The sequence below is a fragment of the Streptomyces sp. SM1 genome (assembly GCF_002910825.1).
GTDB lineage: Bacteria > Actinomycetota > Actinomycetes > Streptomycetales > Streptomycetaceae > Streptomyces > Streptomyces okerensis.
The window spans coordinates 1-19,517 of the sequence record NZ_NEUB01000539.1 but is presented as its reverse complement, the minus strand read 5'-3'; the positions used below and the strand labels follow the sequence as shown (position 1 = coordinate 19,517).

The window sequence follows — 19,517 nt, the reverse complement described above, 5'->3', positions numbered from 1 at the left end:
GGACGGCCGCAGGTGCCCGCGCCGGTGCCCGTGGTGTCCGCGCCGCCTTCGGCGGCCACCCTCGGTCCGACCTACACGGCCCACCGGGCCAACGCGGCGGAAGCGGCCCGTATGGCCGACGCGTACGGCGACCGGAAGCGGGCCGCGGCGGAACGAGCCCTGGCCGGGCGGCAGTTGCTGCACTTCGACGGGCGGGGGTCCGGGCTGGTCACCGAGGTGCTCGGTGACCTCGCGGGCGCCGACCGGGTCGCCGTCCTCGTCCCCGGCTCCGACACCGGACTCGACACCTACGGCCGGTTCCGTGCCGCCGCTCTCGCCCTGCACGGGCGCCTGTACCGCGCCGCCCCGGAGGAGACGCGTACGGCCGTCGTGGCCTGGCTCGGCTACCGGGCCCCCGGCACCTTCAGCGCCACCGTCGCCACCACGGACCGGGCGGAGGAGGCGGCCCCCGGACTCCGCGCTCTCGTACGGGACCTGCGCGCCGTCGCCGGACCGCGGTCCCGTGTCTCCCTCCTCTGCCACTCCTACGGCTCCGTCGTCTGCGCCCGCGCCGCCGCCGGACTCGACGTCGACGACATCGCCCTCCTCGGCAGCCCCGGCACCGGCGCCGACACCGCCGCCGCCCTGTACACCCGGGCCAGGATCTGGGCCGCCCGGGGCGCCGCCGACTGGGTCGAGAACGTGCCGCACCTCAGCGCCGACGTCTTCGGCACCACCGTCGGATTCGGTACCGACCCCGTCTCCCCGGACTTCGGCGCCCGTGTCTTCAGCGCCGGAGCAGGCGGCCACAGCGACTACTTCGCGCCCGGCTCCGCCTCCCTGGCCAACCTGACCCGGATCGTTCTCGGCGAGACCCGGGCGGTGACCTCGTGAGCGCCCTCACCACCGCGCTGCGCGACGCCGCCGTGCGCGTCGACGCCGCCACGCCCGGCCACCGCGACCGTGCCGTCGACGCCCTGCGCGCCCTTGCCATCCTCGGCGTGGTGCTCGGCCACTGGCTCGTCACGGCACTCGTCGCGGACGAGCGCACCCTGCACAGCGCCAGCCCGCTCCAGCACATGCCGTGGCTGGCCCCCATCTCCTGGATGTTCCAGACCCTCGCCGTGTTCTTTCTGGTGGGCGGCCATGTGGCGACCCGCGGGTACGCCTCGGCCCGGGCCCGCGGCGTCCCGTACCACCACTGGCTGCACGGCCGGCTGGCCCGGCTGTTCAAGCCGGTCGCCGCCGTCCTCACCCTGTGGACGGCCGTCACAACCGTGCTGCTGCTCTCGGGCACCGAGTACGCGACCGTCCGCACCCTGGCGAAGCTCGCCCTGTCGCCGCTGTGGTTCCTGCTGGTCTTCGCCGTCCTCACCGCCGCGACCCCGCTGCTGGCCCGCCTTCACCCGCTGTGGCCGCCGGCCGTCGTCCTCCATGTGGACCTGCTGCGCTTCGGCCTCGGCGCCCCCGGCTCGCTCGGCTGGCTGAACCTGGCCGCCGGCTGGCTGGTGCCGTACACCCTGGGCGCCGCCTGGACCCGGGGCGAGCTGGAACGCCGCAGGTCCGGCTGGATCCTGCTGCTCGCCGGTACGGCGGCCACGGCCGTGCTGGTCGCCTGGGCCGGTTACCCGGCGTCGATGGTCGGCGTCCCGGGCGCCGGAGTCTCCAACCTCAACCCGCCGACGCTGGCCGCCGTCACCTTCGGCCTCGCCCAGTGCGGGCTCGCGCTGCTGCTGCGGGACCGGCTGCGCGGCGCGATGCGCCGGCCGGTCGCCTGGGCGGCGGTGGCCCTGGTCAACCTCTCCGCGATGACCCTCTTCCTCTGGCACCAGACCGCCCTGATGGCGGCCACCGCCACCGTTCTGCCCGCCGGCCGTCTGCCCGGCCTGCACACCGTCCCCGACGGCCTCGGCTGGGTGGCCGCCCGGCTGGCCTGGCTGCCGGTGTTCGCCCTCGCCCTCGCGGTCTGCGTGTCCGCGTTCCGGTCCTGGGAGCGGGGCGCAGGAGGGCGGCGACGGGGACGGTCCCGGGTGGTCCGCGCCCACCGGCCGGCCCGGAAGGACGTACGCCATGTCTAGGCTGAGCCGCGTGGCGAACCAGGGGGACACGTCCGTCCGGCGGTGGCTGGGCGTGCTGCGGGACGATCTGTGGACCTGGCGGACGGACCCGCTGCCGCCGTCGGTGTGGCTGCGCTGGGTGCCCCACGGGTTCGTGTGCCTGGCCGCGTTCGGCGTCTTCCTCGGCGATCTGGCCCAGCTCCACGACCACGGAGGGCTGGGCCCCGGGCTCGCTCTGCTGATCGCGCTGGGGCAGAGCGCCGCGATGGTGTTCGCGCTGCGGCAGCCGGTGCCCGCGTGGTGGCTCTCCCTCGGCACCATGGTGCTCGGGGCGATGGCGGTACGCGCCCGGATGGCCCCCGGCGCGTACGAGTTCACCTGGCCCTGGACGGCGTCCGGACTGATCGCCCACCTGCTCGTCCTGCTGCTGCTGGCCCTGCGGGTGCGTGCCCGCGTCTCGGTCGAGGCCCTGGCCCTGACGTCGCTGGTCACCTATGTCCTCCAAGGGCTGATAGGCGGTGTGAACTACCAGCCCACCGGTCAGGCCGCCGTCCCGCTGTTCGCCGTCGCCGTCGTCCTCGGCAGTGCCCTGCGCGGCCGTCGTGAGGCCCGCGCGGAACTCGGCCGGCAGACGACGCTCACCGCCGAGGAACGCGCCCGGCGCACCCTCCTGGAGGAGCGCGGCCGTATCGCGCGTGAGCTGCACGATGTGGTGGCGCACCACATGTCGGTGATCTCCATTCAGGCCCAGGTCGCGCCGCACCTCGTCCAGGACCCGTCCGACGAGCTGAAGGAGAACCTGGCAGGCATACGGCAGAACGCCGTCGAGGCGCTCGCCGAACTGCGCCGCGTCCTGGACGTGCTGCGCTCCGAACACCCCGCCCCCGGGGAGCCCGCGGATGCCCTCGACACCGCCCGGCACGCCCCGCAGCCCACCCTCGACCGGCTCGGGTCGCTGGTGGAGAACACCCGCGCCGCCGGACTCACCGTGACCACCGAACTCACCGGTGACCGGCGCCCGCTGCCGCCCGGCGTGGAGCTGTCGGCGTTCCGGATCGTGCAGGAGGCGCTGAGCAACGTGCTGCGCCACGCGCCCGGCGCGACCGCGCACGTCACCCTGGCCTACGATCCGCGAGGGCTGCGGGTGAAGATCGTCAACACCGGTCCGACGCGGGAGGCTCCGCCGTCCCCCGGCGCCGGGCACGGGCTGCTCGGCATGCGGGAACGGGCCGTGATGCTGGGCGGCAGACTGACCGCCGGTCCCTGGGCAGGCAAGGGTTACCGGGTCGACGCCTGCCTCCCGGCCTCCGCCTCCGCCCCGCACGCTTCCGACACCTCTCCCCTGGACGGCACCGCATGATCCGCGTACTCATCGCCGACGACCAGCAGATGGTCCGGCAGGGCTTCACCGTGCTGCTCAACACGCAGCCCGACATCGAGGTGGTCGGCCAGGCGGTGGACGGACTCGACGCGGTCGTCCAGGTCGCCGAACTCGTCCCGGACGTCGTGCTGATGGACATCCGCATGCCGGAGCTCGACGGGATAGGGGCCACCGCGCGGATCACCACGGCCGCCCCGGACGTCAGGGTGCTCGTGCTGACCACCTTCGACCTCGACGAGTACGTGTACGAGGCGCTGCGCGCCGGGGCGTCCGGCTTCCTGCTGAAGGACGCCTCCGCCGACCAGCTCGCCGAAGCCGTGCGGGTGGTGGCGGCCGGTGACGCCCTGCTCGCACCGGGCATCACGCGCCGCCTGATCGCCGAGTTCTCCCGGCTGGACGGCCGCCCCCGCGCCACCCCGCCCGGACAGCGCGCCGGCGAGCTGACCGAACGCGAGACGGAGGTGCTGGCGCTCATCGCGCAGGGCCTGTCCAACGCGGAGACAGCCGTACGGCTGGTGGTGGCCGAGCAGACCGTGAAGACGCACGTCGGCCGCATCCTGGTGAAACTGGGCCTGCGGGACCGCACCCAGGCGGCGGTGTACGCGTACGAGTCGGGGCTGGTCCGCCCCTCGGGGTACTGACCCCGGCCTCGGAGTACTCAGGGGTAACCCGCCGTGACCCGCGTAGTACCTGAGACGGACGCCGGGGAACCCGTCTCAGCGGGGACGACCGCGACCACCCGGTCGGCCTACCGTGTGAGCGTGACCGAGACGACTCAGCAGCAGTACCCGGGCGGCCCGCGCGGCGACGGGGACGCGACCGGGACCCGCAGCCCGGAGTACCGGCTGGCCCAGAACTCCCTGCGGGGACTGCGCCATGACCTGTTCGACGACGCCTTCGCCTACCGGCCGCTGCCGCCCCGGCGCACGGACGGCCCGTTCGTCCGCCGGCTCCCCGCACGGCTGCGGTCCGCCGCGCAGCACCTCCCGCACGCGCTGGTCGGGGCGGTGGCGCTGATCGCGCTGATGGCCGGCGCCCTGTCGAGCGGCCTGCCCGGCGGGGACGTACCGGCCCTGCTGGTCGGTCTGCTGTGCGCGTTCCCGGTGCTCGCCACGCTGGTCCGGCCGATCGGCGCGTTCTGGCTGTCGCTCGCGGTGACCCCGGTGGTCGCGATCCTGGGCGACAGGGGCGCCGACTGGCCGTGGATGCCCGGAGCGTTCGTCTGCCACCTGGCGGTGATCGTGATCGTGGCGCTGCGCACCCGGCCGCGCACCGCCGCCTGGATGTGGGTCCTGACCGCCGCGTACACCTTCCTCTCCGACGTCTTCTTCGGCGGTTCGTACTACTACACCAACAGCGGCCCGATGATGGTGACGTCGGCCTTCGCCCTGCTGGTGGTCTCCCTCCGGCACGTCCGGCACACCGCCCAGCAGGAGGTGACCGCCCAGCAGACGGTCACCGCGCACGAGCGGTCCCGGCGCACGGCGCTGGAGGAGCGCACCACGATCGCCCGCGAGCTGCACGATGTGGTGGCCCACCACATGTCGGTGGTCGCCATCCAGGCCGAGGCGGCCCCGTACCGGGTGGAGAACCCGCCGCCGGAGCTGGAGCGCGCCTTCGTCACCATCCGGGAGAACGCGGTCGCCGCCCTCACCGAGCTGCGCCGCATCCTCGGCGTGGTCCGCGCCGAGGACTACGAGGCCCCGGACGCCCCGCAGCCCACCCTCGCCGACCTCGACGCCCTGCTCGTCAACGTGCGCGGCGCCGGACTGGAGGTGGAGAAGGTGCTGACCGGCGCGGTGCGGGAGCTGCCGCAGGGGGTGGAGCTGTCGGCGTACCGGATCGTGCAGGAGGCGCTGAGCAACAGCCTGCGGCACGCGCCCGGCGCGAGCGCCCGCGTCGAGATCGGGTACGTACTCGGCGGCCTCGGGGTGCGTGTGGTCAACGGCCCCGCCCCCGCACCGAACCTGGTGAAGCCCGCCCGTCACCCGGCCACCACCCCTGAAGGAGGGCTTCGCCCGCCCTCTCCGATGGGCGCCGGTCACGGCATCACCGGCATGCGCGAGCGGGTCACCATGCTGAACGGCGAGATGACGGCCGGCGCGACCGACGACGGCGGCTACGAGGTCGCCGTGTTCCTGCCGGTCGCCACGGTGATCGAAGGTGACGCATGACCATCCGCGTCCTGATCGCGGACGACCAGATGATGGTGCGCGAGGGCTTCTCGGTCCTGCTGGGCGCGATGCCCGACATCGAGGTCGTCGGCGAGGCGGTCAACGGCCGGGAGGCGGTCGAGCGGGTCCGCGAGCTCGCCCCCGACGTCGTCCTGATGGACATCCGCATGCCCGAGATGAACGGCATCGAGGCGACGCGGGAGATCGTCGCCGCCGACGGGACGGCGAAGGTGCTCGTCCTGACCACCTTCGACCTCGACGAGTACGTCTACCAGGCGCTGCGCGCGGGCGCCTCCGGCTTCCTCCTCAAGGACGCCTCCGCCCGCCGGCTCGCCGACGGGGTGCGGGTCGTCGCGGCCGGTGAGGCCCTGCTCGCCCCGTCCGTCACCAGGCGCCTGATCACCGAGTTCTCCAAGCTGTCCGAGGCGCCGCGGCTGATGCCGTCCGCGCAGGCGGCGTACGGCGACCTCACCGAGCGGGAGACGGAGGTGCTGGTGCTGATCGCGCAGGGGCTGTCGAACGCGGAGATCGCCGGGCGGCTGGTGGTCGCCGAGTCGACGATCAAGACGCACGTGAGTCGCATCCTGGTGAAACTGGGCCTGCGGGACCGCACCCAGGCGGCGGTGTTCGCGTACGAGGCACGGCTGGTCACGCCGGGTTGACCCCCTGGTCAGAGGCCGGTTTCCGGGCTACCGTCCGTTCATGGCAGCCCATGACGACCTCGCCTTCGACCCGTGGGACCCGGCGTTCGTCGCCGACCCCTACCCCGCCTACGCCGAGCTGCGGGAGCAGGGCCGGGTGCGGTACTTCGAGCCGACGAACCAGTGGCTGGTCGCCCACCACGCGGACGTCTCGGCGCTGCTGCGCGACCGGCGCCTGGGCCGGACGTACCTGCACCGCTTCACCCACGAGGAGTTCGGCCGCACACCGCCCCCGCCGGAGCACGAGCCGTTCCACACCCTCAACGACCACGGCATGCTCGACCTCGAGCCGCCGGACCACACCCGCATCCGGCGCCTGGTGTCGAAGGCGTTCACCCCGCGCACGGTGGAGCGCCTCAAGCCGTACGTCGAGGGCCTCGCGGGGGACCTGGTGTCCGCGCTGGCCGAGGCGGGCGGCGGCGACCTGCTCACGGACGTCGCCGAGCCGCTGCCGGTCGCGGTGATCGCGGAGATGCTGGGCATCCCGGAGGCGGACCGGGCACCCCTGCGCCCCTGGTCGGCGGACATCTGCGGGATGTACGAGCTGAACCCGTCCGGGGACGCGGCGCAGAGGGCGGTCCGCGCCTCGGCCGAGTTCTCGGAGTACCTGCGCGCACTGATCGCCGAGCGCCGCAGGAACCCCGGTGACGACCTGGTCTCCGGTCTGATCGCCGCCCACGACGAGGACGACCGGCTCACCGAGCAGGAGATGATCTCCACCTGCGTGCTGCTGCTGAACGCGGGCCACGAGGCGACGGTGAACTCCACGGTCAACGGCTGGTGGGCGCTGTTCCGCAACCCCGACCAGCTGGCCGCCCTGCGCGCCGACCACTCCCTCGTGCCCTCCGCCGTGGAGGAGCTGATGCGCTACGACACCCCGCTCCAGCTGTTCGAGCGCTGGGTCCTGGACGAGATCGAGATCGACGGGCAGGTGATCCCGCGGGGTGCGGAGATCGCGATGCTCTTCGGCTCCGCCAACCACGACCCGGCGGTCTTCACCGACCCGTCCCGCCTGGACCTGACCCGCGCCGACAACCCGCACATCTCCTTCAGCGCCGGCCTCCACTACTGCATCGGCGCGCCCCTGGCCCGTATCGAGCTCGCCGCCTCGATGACGGCCCTGCTGGAGAAGGCCCCGGCCCTGCGCCTCGCGGCGGAGCCGGAGCGGAAGCCGAACTTCGTGATCAGGGGGCTGGAGGGGCTGGTGGTCGAGGTCTGAGCACGCGGCCCCGGCCGCGAGGCCCGGGGCGTCCGCAGCCACGGGCCCCCGGCCGCCGGCCGCCGGGCGTCTTCTACTTCGTCTCCAGGTCCCGTCGGCCAAAGCCCGTGAGGCCCAGCCACAGCAGGGCGGCGGCGACGAGGGTCAGGAGCAGCAGGGGGGTCCAGTCCATGTCGGCGGCGGGGAGCCGGGGGATGTGGCCGAAGGGGGAGAGGTTGTTCATCCAGTCCGGGAACTGGAGGATCTGGCCGAGGTAGCCGACCACGAAGGCGTACACCGGCACGATCCAGGCCGCCTGGCTCGCCCTGGGGAACCAGCCGAAGAGGACCGCGGCCGCACCGACGGTGACCCACAGGGCCGGTGCGTACGCGAGGGCCGCGCCCGTCAGGTCCGGCACCAGTCCGGCGTCACCGGTCGAGGCCGCGCCGGCGACACCGAAGCCGAGCCCGGCCAGCAGCAGGACGACCGTGCCGCCGCCCACGGCCACGGCCAGGTGGCCGCCGACCCAGCGGGAGCGCGAGAGGCCGGTGGCGAGCAGCGGCTCGGCGCGGCCCGCCGTCTCCTCGGAACGGGGCCGCAGGGCCGCCATGACGACGTACACCGCCGCCACGACCGTCAGGACGACCATGACCATCGAGGCGAAGGACTCGGCGACGCTCGCCCCGCCGATGCGCTCCAGGGCCTCCTCGATCTCGTCGATGCCCGCCAGCATGTCCTCGGCGTCCCCGAGGATCGACCCGTACATCGCGCCCATCAGGAACAGGCCGGTGCCGAAACCGGCCAGCATGCCGCGGTGCAGGCGCAGGGCGAAGCCGACCGGTGTGGTGAGCGCGGCGGAGGCCGTGGGGCTGCCCGGCTTCTGCGGACGCAGGCCCGCGCCCACGTCCCGCCGGGTGGAGAGCCGGAACCCCGCCGCCGCGCACGCCACCGCGAACAGCAGGCTCAGCAGCAGCGGCCACCAGCGGTCGTCGACGTACGGGTAGCTGCGCTGCACCCAGCCGATCGGGGACAGCCAGGACAGGGTGTCGTTCGTGCCGCTGTCGCCGGCGGCGCGCAGTACGTAGGCGACGCCGATGACCGCGAGGGCCATGCCGGACGCCCCGCGCGTGTGCGCCGTGAACTGGACGGTGACCGCGGCGACGGCGGCGAAGACCAGGCCGGCGGCGGCGTGGGCGAAGCCGTAGACCAGCGAGCCGGCCGTGTCGACGCCCTCCATGCCCAGGCCGGCCAGGCCGACGGCCAGCAGCAGGGCGAGGGCGAGGTTGGCCAGGACGGCGACGGACAGGGCGGCCGCGAGGTGGGCGTGCCGGCCGACGACGGCCGAGCGCACCAGTTCGGCGCGGCCCGTCTCCTCCTCCGCGCGGGTGTGCCGGGTGATGACCAGCACGCTCATGAGGCCGACGAGGACGGCCGTGAAGCCGATCATCTGGTGGCTCAGGATGGAGCCGAAGCCGTCGTCGGTGAGGTAGTGGCGGGGGCCGGACATGGCCAGGCCGGCCGGGCTGTCCACGCTTCTGACGGCGTTCGCCCGGTCCTGCGGGTCGCTGTAGAGGGTCCGGAAGCTGTTCGCCGTCATGAGCGTGCTGAGGAACAGGGCCAGGATCCACACCGGGAGGCGGATCCGGTCCCGGCGCAGGGCGAAGCGGATCAGGGTCCGGGTGCCGGCCAGCGCGTTGCCGCCCGCGGCCGGTGCGGAGGGCGCCCGGGTGCCGGGGGCGGCGGTCGCCGAGGTCATCGCGGCTCTCCGTCCGTGCCCTGTCCGGTGCCGTGCCCGTTGGCGGCGAGCTCGTCGCCGTAGTGGCGCAGCATCAGTTCCTCCAGCGTCGGCGGGTGGCTGACCAGGCTCCGGACGCCGAACTCGGTGAGCCGGCGGACCGCGGTGCCGACCTGGGCGCCGTCGACGCTGAAGCGGACCCGGCCGGTGGCCTCGTCGACGGTCCGCAGGTCGTGGACGCCGGACAGCTCGGCCAGGCCGGTGGCCGGCCGTTCGGTCTCCGCCTCGATGGTGGTGCGGGTCAGATGGCGCAGTTCGGCGAGGGTGCCGGACTGGACGGTGCGCCCCAGGCGGATGATGCTCACGCGGTCGGCGAGCTTCTCCACCTGGGCCAGGATGTGGCTGGAGAGCAGGACCGTCTTGCCGGCCGCCTTCGCCTCGCCGATGACGTCCTGGAAGACGACCTCCATGAGCGGGTCCAGTCCCGCCGTCGGCTCGTCGAGGAGCAGCAGCTCGGCGTCGGAGGCGAGCGCGGCGACGATGGCGACCTTCTGCCGGTTGCCCTTGGAGTAGGCGCGGCCCTTCTTGGTCGGGTCCAGGTCGAAGCGCTCGATGAGCTCGGCGCGCCGTTTCCCGTCCAGGCCGCCGCGCAGCCGCGCCAGCAGGTCGATGGCCTCGCCGCCGGTGAGGCCCGGCCAGAGTTCCACGTCACCGGGGACGTAGGCGAGGCGCCGGTGGAGATTCACGGAGTCCGTCCACGGGTCCCGGCCGAGCACCCGGGCGGTGCCCGAGCCGGCGCGCAGCAGCCCGAGCAGGATGCGGATGGAGGTCGACTTGCCGGAGCCGTTGGGCCCGAGGAAGCCGTGGACCTCGCCGGTCTCGACGTTCAGGTCGAGGCCGTCCAGTGCGTGGGTCCGGCCGAAGGACTTGTGCAGTCCGGACACGGTGATGGCCTTCGTCATGTCTCGGAACGTACGCTCGTTTCAGAACATTGTGAAGTTAAGGAAGCGTATAAAACGCTGGCTGGACTGGCTTACGGTGCCTGAGCAGGGGAGATGATCGGAGCATGGCGGAACCGCGCGGGACGGACCGGGACCCGGAGGCGGTCTCACGGTTCGTGGAGCACTTCGCGGCGCAGCTGGTGGAGGCCGGGCTGCCGCGGATGCCCGCCCGCGTCTTCGCGGCCCTGCTCGCGTCCGACACGGGGGTCATGACCTCCGCCGAGCTGGGTGAACAGCTCAGGGTCTCGCCGGCCGCGGTGTCCGGCGCGGTGCGGTACCTGGCGCAGCAGCGCATGGTCTCCCGCGAGCGCGAGCCCGGCTCCCGCCGGGAGCGGTACCGGGTCCACGGCGACCAGTGGTACGAGGCCCTCACCAACCGCGAGGCCGTCATCCGCCGCTGGGAGGACGCCCTCCGCGAGGGCGTCACCAGCCTGGGCGAGCACACCCCGGCAGGGCGGCGGCTGGCGGAGACGCTGGCCTTCTTCGAGTTCGTGGAGAAGGAGGTCGAGGCGATGATGGACCGCTGGCGTGCCCACCGGGAGGAGCGGTTCGGGTGTGGGTAGTCGATCCGCTACGCTGAGTGGTGGCTGGTCCGTCTCAAGGGGAGGGCGCATCATGACAGTCATGGCAGAGCGACCGACGACAAACGGAACCGAGCCCGACAGCTTCGGGAAACTGCTGCGCACCCTCGACGAGCTGGACGTGCCCGACGGCTACAAGGCCGAGATCATCAGGGGGAACATCGTCGTGTCGCCGTGGTCGAAGGGGTATTACCACCGGGTGATGCGCCTGGTGTGCAGGCAGCTGGAACCGCATCTTCCGGCGGAGCACGCCATCGGTTGCGGACCGTTCCTGTATGTCTTCCCGGGGGATGAGCGAGCTTACGGGCCGGACATCCATGCCGCTCCTGAGCACGTCTTCGAGACCACCAGTAACCACCTCGACGGCGAAGCCCTGCTCTTCGTCGCCGAACTGACCTCTCCCTCCACACGCGACGACGACCTGACCGACAAGGTTCTGACCTACGGAAAGGCGGGCGTCCCCGTCTATCTCCTCCTCGATATGCAGGAGGAGCAGGCCACGGTCTTCTCGATGCCCTCCGCCAAGGGGTACGAGTCCCGCGACACCAAGCCCTTCGGTGAGAAACTGTCGATCCCCGACCCGATCGACTGCGTACTCGACACGTCCGGTTTCGAGTCCCCCTGACCCGACGCGTCCGCTACCGCACCGGCACCGTGAGCCCCCAGGCCCCCTCCCGCACCACCCACGTCCGGGTCCGTACCGGCCCCGACACCACCGCGTCCGCCCGGTAGCGGAAGTGCGCGCCCGACACGGTCACCGTGCGGCCCTCCGCGGACAGCGGGGACGCCTCCGCGCCCACCGACGCCGGACGCACCTCGACCCGCGCCCTCCCGGACACCCCGGGCGCGATCGAGACGCTCTCCACCGGCTGCCCCAGGTCGACGAGCGTCTTCCCGTCGACCTCCACCCGCAGCCGCGCCGGCCCCGCCTCGGGGGCGGACACGATCCCGGACGGCCGCGCCGGCACCAGGGTCCGTACCAGCGACCGGCACGTCCGCAGCCACGGACCGTCCGCCCCGCCGTCCGCCTCCCGCAGCCGCGTCACACCCCCGGCCGGCGGGATCCGCAGCGCACCGAGCACCACCCCGTCGCTGTCGTCCACCAGCAAATCCATCCGCCGCTCCACCCCCTCCAGTACGGTCCGCGCCGCGGCCACCGCCCCCGTGGGCACCCCCAGCGACCGGGCGAGGGCCACCGCACCCCCCACCGGCACCAGCGACAGCGTGCACGCGGCCAGTTCCCGCTGCCGGTGCAGCAGCTCCACCGCCCGCACCAGGGCCCGGTCGTCACCGACCACCACCGGCCGCCGCGACCCGCGCCGGGACAGTGCCCGCGCGAACTCCTCCGGACCGTCCGGCAGGCACACCTTCGTGCCCGCGGCGCCCGCCCCGATCACGTCCTTCGCGATCCGGACGGACTCGCCGTCCGCCCGCCGCGCGACCGGATCGACGACTACCAGGAGCTGATCGGACGTCGCGGAAAAGGTCCTGGAAGTCGCCACCTCGGCCATGCCTCGCTTCCTCGGGTAGCATCTTTGTGCAAGAGCCCCTTGCGCTGTTGCGCCAGGGGTTTCGTCTATTCCGGGGCATCCGGTCCGACGGTTGGCGGCCAGCGGTGGTCGCGCGGTGCACGCGGCGGTGATCCTCCGTGCGCGCCCCTGACCTTGGACATGCCCCGCCCGGAAGGGGTGTACGCGCGTGCCCGCACTTGTGCTGCTCGGTGCTCAGTGGGGTGACGAAGGCAAGGGAAAGGCGACGGACCTGCTCGGTGGTTCCGTCGACTATGTGGTGCGCTACCAGGGCGGCAACAACGCCGGCCACACGGTAGTCGTGGGCGACCAGAAGTACGCCCTCCACCTGCTCCCTTCCGGAATCCTGTCCCCAGGCTGCACGCCGGTCATCGGCAACGGCGTCGTCGTCGACCCGTCGGTCCTGCTCTCCGAGCTGAGCGGTCTGAACGAGCGCGGCGTCGACACGTCGAAGCTCCTGATCAGCGGAAACGCTCACATCATCACGCCGTACAACGTGACGGTGGACAAGGTGACCGAGCGCTTCCTCGGCAAGCGCAAGATCGGGACCACCGGCCGGGGCATCGGCCCGACCTACGCCGACAAGATCAACCGCGTCGGTATCCGCGTCCAGGACCTGTACGACGAGTCGATCCTCACCCAGAAGGTCGAAGCGGCCCTCGACGCCAAGAACCAGATGCTCACCAAGCTCTACAACCGGCGCGCGATCGCCGTGGAGCAGGTGGTCGGGGAACTGCTGGGCTACGCGGACAAGCTCGCCCCGTACGTCTCCGACACGGTGCTGGTGCTGAACCAGGCGCTGGAGCAGGACAAGGTGGTCCTCTTCGAGGGCGGCCAGGGCACGCTGCTCGACATCGACCACGGCACGTACCCCTTCGTCACCTCGTCCAACCCGACCGCGGGCGGCGCCTGCACGGGCGCGGGCGTGGGCCCGACGAAGATCAGCCGGGTCATCGGCATCCTCAAGGCGTACACGACCCGCGTCGGCGCCGGCCCGTTCCCGACCGAGCTGTTCGACGAGGACGGCGAGGCCCTGCGCCGTATCGGCGGCGAGCGCGGTGTCACCACCGGCCGTGACCGCCGCTGCGGCTGGTTCGACGCGGTGATCGCCCGCTACGCCACCCGCGTCAACGGCCTCACCGACTTCTTCCTCACCAAGCTCGACGTCCTCACCGGCTGGGAGCAGATCCCGGTCTGCGTGGCCTACGAGATCGACGGCAAGCGCGTCGAGGAGCTGCCGTACTCGCAGACCGACTTCCACCACGCGAAGCCCGTCTACGAGATGCTGCCCGGCTGGAGCGAGGACATCAGCAAGGCCAAGTCCTTCTCCGACCTGCCGAAGAACGCCCAGGCGTACGTCAAGGCCCTGGAGGGGATGTCCGGCGCCCCGATCTCCGCGATCGGCGTGGGCCCGGGCCGCACCGAGACGATCGAGATCAACTCGTTCCTGTAGAACCGTCCCCCTGCAGGACCCCGCGACCGCCGGCGCCCCTCGACGAGGGACACCGGCGGTTTCGCGTGTCCGGGCATATCCTGGGATTCCGGTGCGTGCATCGACGCGGAAGAGGGTGAGTGCGATGCGCGTGATGCTCAAGGCGACACTGGACACCGAGAAGGCGAACGAGGTCATCCGCAGCGGGAAGACGCCCGAGGTGATGAAGGAGATCACGGAGCGGCTCCGGCCCGAGGCCGCCTACTTCGGCCCGATCGGCGGACGGCGGACCTGTCTGCTCGTCCTCGACCTCCAGGACAGCTCGCAGATCCCGTCCACCGGAGAGCCGTTCTTCTCCCGGATGAACGCCGAGGTCGAGATGACCCCGGTGATGAACGCGGACGATCTGCGCAAGGGGCTCTCCGAACTGGACTGATCCGCTGATTCTCAGCTGAAGACGATCATCGAGCCCTGCGCCAGACTCCGCGTCGCCGCCGCGTGCAGGCCCAGCCAGACGTGGCGTTCGCGGGCGAAGGGGCTGGGATCGTACGGGGCGGGGACGGCCGGCTCCTCCAGTTCCGTCGGGCCGCGCGGGGGCTCGGGGGCCGCCGGGGGGTTGGCCGGGTCGATACCGAGGGACGGGGCGACGAGTTCGAGTTCGCGCAGCAGCCCGTGGGAGGAGCCCAGGGGTCCGCCACCGGCGAGGAGTTCGTCGCTGGAGAGGGGGTGCGGGAAGTCCACGGGGACGTACGCGCCCGCGTGGTCGTAGTGCCAGACCAGATGCGACCGCTGGGCCGTCGTCTCGAACATCTCCAGCAGCTGCTCGTAGTCGCCGCCCAGTTCGTCCACCGGCGTGACCGGCAGCCCGCACACCTGGAGCAGGTACACGCGCCGCAGGAAGTGCAGCGCGTCGTAGTCGAACCCCGCGACCGGGGCCACCTCGCCGGTCAGTCCCGGCATGTACTGGTACACGGGTACCGGTGGCAGGCCCGCCTCGGCGAGCACCGCGTTGTACTGGGCGAGTTCGTCGGCGAAGGGATTGTCGGGCGTGTGGCACAACACGTCGACGAGCGGTACCAGCCACAGGTCACAGGCCAAAGGAGGACTCCTCGCATCGCGCGGTCGTCGGGGTGGTCGTCCTGGTCAAGTCGTCGTCCCGAGCAGGCCGTCCTGGTCAGGGAAGGGTATCGGCGCCCGGGCCGGGCGGCTCCCCCCGTGCGCCGGTCGGGCCGGGCGGCTCTCCCCCCCCCGTGCGGACCGTGGTGCAGATCCCTTACCCATCCGTACCGGCCGTCAGCCCTTCGACCACGGACAGCGAGTGCGCGTTGTACGCCTCGACGATCGCGCGGGCGGAATCGGTGTCACGGCGCACCAGGGCATCGACCAGATCGGTGTGCTGGGACCACAGCCGTCCCCGCAGGTCGGGTACGCGCCGCAGATGCTGCACCGCGTACACCCACCCCTGCACGCGGAGCCGGTGCAGGAAGTCGGTGAGGTAGGGGTTGCCGAAGGCGGCCGCGAGTTCGCGCCAGAAGCGCAGGTCGTAGCCGATGAGGACGGTGACCTCGCCGGCGAGGGCGGCGCGCTGTGCCTCCTCGCCGCGTCTGCGCACTCCGGCGAGGGCGGCGGCGATCCGGGGCTCGTCCGGCCGGACATGGGTCAGGTGGCCCGCCGTCAGGGCGTGGAACATCCCGTCGATCACCAGGCTGCGGGCCTCGATCATGCCGCGGAAGTCGTCGACGGAGTACTCGTGCACGTGGAAGCCGCGGTGCTGGTCGGCGTCGAGCAGTCCCTGCGCCGACAGGTCGACCAGCGCCTCCCGGACGGGGGTCGCGGACACGCCGTACTGCTCGGCGATCTCCTTGACGGTGAACCCCTGCCCCGGCTGGAGCCGCCCGGCCAGCACCTCGTCACGGAGCGCGTCGGCGATCTGCTGCCGCAGGGTGCTGCGGGTCACGGCGCCATGGCCACTGATGCCGGGCATGGTCGGGGCGTCTCCCTCATCGCGTTCGAATGGCGTGCCCGCACATGTTCACGGGCACGCCACCTTACGCCGTCGGATCGGGCGGGGAGTGTTCGAACGGGTGCGGGGTGAGGGCCCCGCGCGCCCGCTCCGGCCGGATCACGCCGGCCCGCCCGCCCTCCGTCACGCCACGTAGCCGTCCGCGACCGTCAGCGCCGCGTCCAGCACCGCCAGCCCCTCCTTCAGCTCGGCCTCGCTCGCGTTGCACGGCGGCACCACGTGCGTGCGGTTCATGTTCACGAAGGGCCAGATGCCGCCCTCCTTCGCGGCGGCGGCGAAGGCCGCCATCGGGGCGTTCGCCTCGCCGGACGCGTTGTACGGCACCAGCGGCTCCCGGGTCTCCCGGTCGCGCACCAGTTCCAGCGCCCAGAACATGCCGACGCCGCGGACCTCGCCCACGCTGGGGTGCCGTGCGGCCAGTTCCCGCAGTCCCGGTCCGACGACGGACGCGCCGAGTGCCGCCGCGTTCTCGACGACGCCCTCCTCCGCCATCACGTTGATCGTGGCGACGGCGGCGGCGCAGGCCAGCGGGTGTCCCGAGTACGTCAGTCCGCCCGGGTAGGGCCGCCTGGCGAAGGTCTCGGCGATCGCCCCGCTGACGGCGACACCGCCCAGCGGCACATAGCCGGAGTTCACGCCCTTCGCGAAGGTCATCAGGTCCGGTACGACGTCGTACAGGTCCGCCGCGAACCACGTGCCGGTCCGGCCGAACCCGGCCATGACCTCGTCGAGGACGAGGACGATGCCGTACGTGTCGCACAGCTCGCGGACCCCGGCGAGATAGCCGGCGGGCGGCAGCATGATCCCGGCCGTTCCCGGAATCGTCTCGAGGATGATCGTGGCGATGGTCGACGGTCCCTCGAAGGCGATCGTCGTCTCCAGGTGTTCGAGCGCGCGGGCGCACTCCTGCTCCTCGGTCTCGGCGTAGAAGCGCGAGCGGTACAGGTACGGCGCCCAGAAGCGCACGACCCCGGCGGTCCCGCTGTCGGAGGGCCAGCGGCGGGGGTCGCCGGTGACGTTCACGGCCTGCTGGGTGCCGCCGTGGTACGAGCGGTAGGCGGAGAGCACCTTGGGGCGCCCGGTGTGCAGCCGCGCCATGCGCAGGGCGTGCTCGACGGCGTCGGCGCCGCCGTTGGTGAAGAAGATCCTGTCCAGGTCGCCGGGGGTCCGCTCGGCTATCAGCCGGGCCGCCTCCGAGCGCGCCTCGACGGCGAACGCGGGCGCGAACGTCGTCATCCGCGCCGCCTGCTCCTGGACGGCGGCGACGACCCTCGGGTGCTGGTAGCCGATGTTCGTGTAGACCAGCCCGCTGGCGAAGTCGAGATAGCGCCGGCCGTCGTAGTCCCAGAAGTAGGACCCCTCCGCCCCGGCGACGGCGAGCGGGTCGATGAGCTCCTGCGCGGACCAGGAGTGGAACACATGCGCACGGTCGGCGGCCTTGACGGCGGCGCCGGCCTCGGGGTTCGGCTGAGGGGTCATGCCGCCGAGGGTAGGCGGGGCGGTCGCCCGCGCGACATCGGCGGCCTGTCTGCGGTCGGGGACTTTCCGCGACAGGTTGTCGACAGCGACCCTCCCGCCCTTTTGACAGCGTGCTGTCTTTTTGGCAGGCTGCTGTCATCGCCGGACGGGCCCGGCACCCGCACACCGGACGGGCCCGGCATCCACCCAAGGGAGCGGTCATGACCCGCAAGCCCGTGCACCTCGCCCTCTACGACACCCACGCCGACTGGGAGACCGGTCACACCACCGCGCATCTCGCCCTCGCCGGCTACGAGGTGCGTACCGTCACCCCGGCCGGGGAACCGGTCACCAGCATGGGCGGGCTCCGCGTCCTGCCCGACCTGGCGCTCGGCGGGCTGCGCCCCGAGGACAGCTCACTGCTGATCCTCCCCGGCGCCACCCGCTGGGACGAGGGCGACGAGCTCGCCCCCTTCGCCCGGACCGCCCGCGCCTTCCTCGACGCCGGTGTGCCCGTCGCCGCGATCTGCGGGGCGACCGCCGGGCTCGCCCGGGAGGGGCTGCTCGACGACCGGGCGCACACCAGCGGCGCCGCCCCCTACCTCGCCATGACCGGATACGCGGGCGCCGGCCGGTACGTCGAGGCCGACGCGGTCACCGACGGCGGCCTCGTCACCGCCGGACCGACCGAACCCGTCGCCTTCGCCCGCGAGATCTTCCGGCTGCTCGGCGCCTACGACGAGAAGGCGACCGACGCCTGGTACCGGCTGTTCCACGACTCGGACCCGGCCGCGTACGCCGCGTACGAGGAGGCGGTGGGCCGGTGAGCCGGCAGCAGCACGGGAGCCCGGAGCGGCAGGACCTGCTCACCCGGGGCGCGCTCGGCACCTTCCGGCTGAACGGCCAGTTCCTCGCGGTCGCCGAGGAACTGGCCCGGCCCGCCGGGATCACCGCCGCCTGGTGGCAGGTGCTCGGCGCCGTCCTCCGCGAACCGCTGCCGGTCTCCGGGATCGCCAGGGCCATGGGCATCACCCGGCAGAGCGTGCAGCGCGTCGCCGACCTGCTGGTGGAGCGCGGACTGGCCGAGTACCGGCCCAATCCCGCCCATCGCCGCGCCAAGCTCCTCGCCCCCACGGACGAGGGGTACGCCGCGGTCGGCCGGATCGGCCCCGGTCACGCCGCCTTCGCCGAGCGGCTGGCGGAGGCGTACGAGAAGGAGTACGGGGAGGACGGGCTCGCCCGGGCCGTACAGGCGCTGGAACGGCTGTCCGACGTCCTCGACAGGCTCGGCCCGCCTGTTACGCAACCGTAGACAAGGCCCAGCTCACCGGGTACCGGCCCCGCACTATCCTCGGGCTGTTGCTCACTGCGAGGGGGGAGGCGGCGCGGCGATGGACAAGCTCGGGACCGGGGACCCGCAGAGGATCGGGGCGTACCGGTTGTTGGCGCGGCTCGGGGCCGGCGGGATGGGGCAGGTCTACCTCGCCCGTTCCGACCGGGGGCGCACCGTCGCCGTGAAGCTGGTCCGCGAGGAGCTGGCCCGGGTGGAGGAGTTCCGGGCGCGCTTCCGCCAGGAGGTGAGCTCCGCCCGGCAGGTCGGCGGCGACTGGACGGCGCCGGTGCTGGACGCGGACACCGAGGCGCCCGTGCCCTGGGTCGCTACCGGATACGTGGCGGGCCCCAGCCTCCAGCAGGTGGTCGGACACGACCACGGGGCGCTGCCCGAGCGGTCGGTGAGGATCCTCGCCGCCGGTCTCGCGCACGCGCTCAAGGACATCCACGCCGCCGGGATGGTCCACCGCGACCTCAAGCCGTCCAACGTGCTCGTCACCATCGACGGTCCGCGGGTCATCGACTTCGGCATCGCGCGGGCGCTGGAGACGGTGACCGACGGCGGACTCACCCGCACCGGGGCGCTCGTCGGCTCGCCCGGTTTCATGGCGCCCGAGCAGGTGCGCGGCGACCGCATCACGCCCGCCTGCGACGTGTTCTGCCTCGGCTCGGTGCTCGCCTACGCCGCGACCGGCGAGCTCCCCTTCGGCACCGCCCACAGCGGTGTGCACGCCCTGATGTTCCGCATCGCCCAGGAGGAGCCCGACCTGGAGCGGGTGCCCGAGGGGCTCGCCGGGCTCGTACGCGCCTGTCTGCACAAGGACCCGGCGGCGCGGCCCACGCTCGACCAGGTGCTGGAACGCACCGGCGCGGAGGACACCGTCGTCGGCGGCCGCTGCCGCGACCCGTGGCTGCCGAGTGCCCTGGTCGCCCAGC

General features: G+C 72.8%; 20 protein-coding genes. 14 read left to right on the top strand and 6 right to left on the bottom strand.

Features of this window, described 5'->3' with window-relative positions; translation table 11 throughout:
• The 7 genes from B9S61_RS13105 to B9S61_RS13075 all read left to right on the top strand — a co-directional run.
• Positions 1-873, top strand: an 873-nt coding sequence (locus B9S61_RS13105; protein ID WP_103542414.1) for an alpha/beta hydrolase, incomplete at its 5' end; no start/stop codon positions are given.
• Positions 870-2,057: an acyltransferase gene (locus B9S61_RS13100; RefSeq protein ID WP_103542413.1), complete on the top strand. Its 1,188-nt coding sequence runs from the start codon at positions 870-872 to the stop codon at positions 2,055-2,057. The genes B9S61_RS13105 and B9S61_RS13100, both read left to right, overlap by 4 nt.
• Positions 2,050-3,396, top strand: coding sequence for a sensor histidine kinase (locus B9S61_RS13095; RefSeq protein WP_103542412.1), 1,347 nt, complete (start codon positions 2,050-2,052; stop codon positions 3,394-3,396). Before B9S61_RS13100 ends, B9S61_RS13095 begins: the two co-directional genes overlap by 8 nt.
• Positions 3,393-4,058, top strand: coding sequence for a response regulator transcription factor (locus B9S61_RS13090; RefSeq protein WP_103542411.1), 666 nt, complete (start codon positions 3,393-3,395; stop codon positions 4,056-4,058). Before B9S61_RS13095 ends, B9S61_RS13090 begins: the two co-directional genes overlap by 4 nt.
• Before the next feature lie 33 nt (positions 4,059-4,091).
• Complete coding sequence (locus B9S61_RS13085) at positions 4,092-5,591, top strand: sensor histidine kinase (RefSeq protein ID WP_103542410.1); 1,500 nt, start codon at positions 4,092-4,094, stop codon at positions 5,589-5,591.
• Positions 5,588-6,253 (top strand): response regulator transcription factor, encoded by a 666-nt coding sequence (locus B9S61_RS13080; protein ID WP_103542409.1) that lies wholly within the window; start codon positions 5,588-5,590, stop codon positions 6,251-6,253. Before B9S61_RS13085 ends, B9S61_RS13080 begins: the two co-directional genes overlap by 4 nt.
• A gap of 40 nt (positions 6,254-6,293) precedes the next feature.
• Entirely contained in the window at positions 6,294-7,511 is a 1,218-nt protein-coding gene (locus tag B9S61_RS13075) for a cytochrome P450 (RefSeq protein ID WP_103542408.1), read from the top strand.
• A 73-nt stretch (positions 7,512-7,584) separates the two neighbouring features.
• Here B9S61_RS13075 and B9S61_RS13070 read toward each other — a convergent pair whose 3' ends face one another.
• Positions 7,585-9,246 carry an ABC transporter permease gene (locus B9S61_RS13070; RefSeq protein WP_103542407.1) on the bottom strand — a complete coding sequence of 554 codons (1,662 nt, stop codon included), beginning with the start codon at positions 9,244-9,246 and terminating at the stop codon, positions 7,585-7,587.
• On the bottom strand, positions 9,243-10,187 hold the full coding sequence (locus tag B9S61_RS13065) for an ABC transporter ATP-binding protein (RefSeq protein ID WP_103542406.1): 945 nt from the start codon (positions 10,185-10,187) through the stop codon (positions 9,243-9,245). The genes B9S61_RS13070 and B9S61_RS13065 overlap by 4 nt, the downstream gene beginning before the upstream one ends.
• 104 nt (positions 10,188-10,291) lie before the next feature.
• Here B9S61_RS13065 and B9S61_RS13060 point away from each other — a divergent pair, with 104 nt between their 5' ends.
• On the top strand, positions 10,292-10,789 hold the full coding sequence (locus B9S61_RS13060; protein WP_103542405.1) for a GbsR/MarR family transcriptional regulator: 498 nt from the start codon (positions 10,292-10,294) through the stop codon (positions 10,787-10,789).
• Between the two features lie 52 nt (positions 10,790-10,841).
• Positions 10,842-11,432: a Uma2 family endonuclease gene (locus tag B9S61_RS13055; RefSeq protein ID WP_103542404.1), complete on the top strand. Its 591-nt coding sequence runs from the start codon at positions 10,842-10,844 to the stop codon at positions 11,430-11,432.
• 13 nt (positions 11,433-11,445) lie between these two features.
• Here B9S61_RS13055 and B9S61_RS13050 read toward each other — a convergent pair whose 3' ends face one another.
• On the bottom strand, positions 11,446-12,318 hold the full coding sequence (locus B9S61_RS13050; protein ID WP_103542403.1) for a diacylglycerol kinase family protein: 873 nt from the start codon (positions 12,316-12,318) through the stop codon (positions 11,446-11,448).
• A gap of 187 nt (positions 12,319-12,505) precedes the next feature.
• Here B9S61_RS13050 and B9S61_RS13045 point away from each other — a divergent pair, with 187 nt between their 5' ends.
• On the top strand, positions 12,506-13,789 hold the full coding sequence (locus B9S61_RS13045; RefSeq protein WP_103542402.1) for an adenylosuccinate synthase: 1,284 nt from the start codon (positions 12,506-12,508) through the stop codon (positions 13,787-13,789).
• A 124-nt stretch (positions 13,790-13,913) separates the two neighbouring features.
• Positions 13,914-14,204: a hypothetical protein gene (locus B9S61_RS13040; RefSeq protein ID WP_103542401.1), complete on the top strand. Its 291-nt coding sequence runs from the start codon at positions 13,914-13,916 to the stop codon at positions 14,202-14,204.
• 11 nt (positions 14,205-14,215) lie between these two features.
• Here B9S61_RS13040 and B9S61_RS13035 read toward each other — a convergent pair whose 3' ends face one another.
• The 3 genes from B9S61_RS13035 to B9S61_RS13025 form a co-directional block, all read right to left on the bottom strand.
• Complete coding sequence (locus B9S61_RS13035) at positions 14,216-14,866, bottom strand: hypothetical protein (protein WP_103542400.1); 651 nt, start codon at positions 14,864-14,866, stop codon at positions 14,216-14,218.
• Positions 14,867-15,041: 175 nt separating this feature from the next.
• Positions 15,042-15,752 (bottom strand): GntR family transcriptional regulator, encoded by a 711-nt coding sequence (locus tag B9S61_RS13030; RefSeq protein WP_103542399.1) that lies wholly within the window; start codon positions 15,750-15,752, stop codon positions 15,042-15,044.
• Between the two features lie 162 nt (positions 15,753-15,914).
• Positions 15,915-17,270 carry an aspartate aminotransferase family protein gene (locus B9S61_RS13025; RefSeq protein WP_103542398.1) on the bottom strand — a complete coding sequence of 452 codons (1,356 nt, stop codon included), beginning with the start codon at positions 17,268-17,270 and terminating at the stop codon, positions 15,915-15,917.
• A 200-nt stretch (positions 17,271-17,470) separates the two neighbouring features.
• On the opposite strand from B9S61_RS13025, the gene B9S61_RS13020 reads away from it, so the two are divergent.
• The 3 genes from B9S61_RS13020 to B9S61_RS13010 form a co-directional block, all read left to right on the top strand.
• Positions 17,471-18,076 carry a type 1 glutamine amidotransferase family protein gene (locus tag B9S61_RS13020; protein WP_103542397.1) on the top strand — a complete coding sequence of 202 codons (606 nt, stop codon included), beginning with the start codon at positions 17,471-17,473 and terminating at the stop codon, positions 18,074-18,076.
• Complete coding sequence (locus tag B9S61_RS13015) at positions 18,073-18,561, top strand: MarR family winged helix-turn-helix transcriptional regulator (RefSeq protein WP_103542396.1); 489 nt, start codon at positions 18,073-18,075, stop codon at positions 18,559-18,561. The genes B9S61_RS13020 and B9S61_RS13015 overlap by 4 nt, the downstream gene beginning before the upstream one ends.
• A 79-nt stretch (positions 18,562-18,640) precedes the next feature.
• The coding region (locus tag B9S61_RS13010; protein WP_146064819.1) for a serine/threonine-protein kinase at positions 18,641-19,517 on the top strand (877 nt) is incomplete at its 3' end.

Excerpts from the sequence above, each read along its gene's own strand:
- B9S61_RS13095 (WP_103542412.1), top strand. The coding sequence starts at position 2,050 with ATGTCTAGGCTGAGCCGCGTGGCGAACCAGGGGGACACGTCCGTCCGG.
- B9S61_RS13090 (WP_103542411.1), top strand. The coding sequence starts at position 3,393 with ATGATCCGCGTACTCATCGCCGACGACCAGCAGATGGTCCGGCAGGGC.
- B9S61_RS13080 (WP_103542409.1), top strand. The coding sequence starts at position 5,588 with ATGACCATCCGCGTCCTGATCGCGGACGACCAGATGATGGTGCGCGAG.
- B9S61_RS13075 (WP_103542408.1), top strand. The coding sequence starts at position 6,294 with ATGGCAGCCCATGACGACCTCGCCTTCGACCCGTGGGACCCGGCGTTC.
- B9S61_RS13070 (WP_103542407.1), bottom strand. The coding sequence starts at position 9,246 with ATGACCTCGGCGACCGCCGCCCCCGGCACCCGGGCGCCCTCCGCACCG.
- B9S61_RS13065 (WP_103542406.1), bottom strand. The coding sequence starts at position 10,187 with ATGACGAAGGCCATCACCGTGTCCGGACTGCACAAGTCCTTCGGCCGG.
- B9S61_RS13060 (WP_103542405.1), top strand. The coding sequence starts at position 10,292 with ATGGCGGAACCGCGCGGGACGGACCGGGACCCGGAGGCGGTCTCACGG.
- B9S61_RS13055 (WP_103542404.1), top strand. The coding sequence starts at position 10,842 with ATGACAGTCATGGCAGAGCGACCGACGACAAACGGAACCGAGCCCGAC.
- B9S61_RS13050 (WP_103542403.1), bottom strand. The coding sequence starts at position 12,318 with ATGGCCGAGGTGGCGACTTCCAGGACCTTTTCCGCGACGTCCGATCAG.
- B9S61_RS13040 (WP_103542401.1), top strand. The coding sequence starts at position 13,914 with ATGCGCGTGATGCTCAAGGCGACACTGGACACCGAGAAGGCGAACGAG.
- B9S61_RS13030 (WP_103542399.1), bottom strand. The coding sequence starts at position 15,752 with ATGCCCGGCATCAGTGGCCATGGCGCCGTGACCCGCAGCACCCTGCGG.
- B9S61_RS13025 (WP_103542398.1), bottom strand. The coding sequence starts at position 17,270 with ATGACCCCTCAGCCGAACCCCGAGGCCGGCGCCGCCGTCAAGGCCGCC.
- B9S61_RS13020 (WP_103542397.1), top strand. The coding sequence starts at position 17,471 with ATGACCCGCAAGCCCGTGCACCTCGCCCTCTACGACACCCACGCCGAC.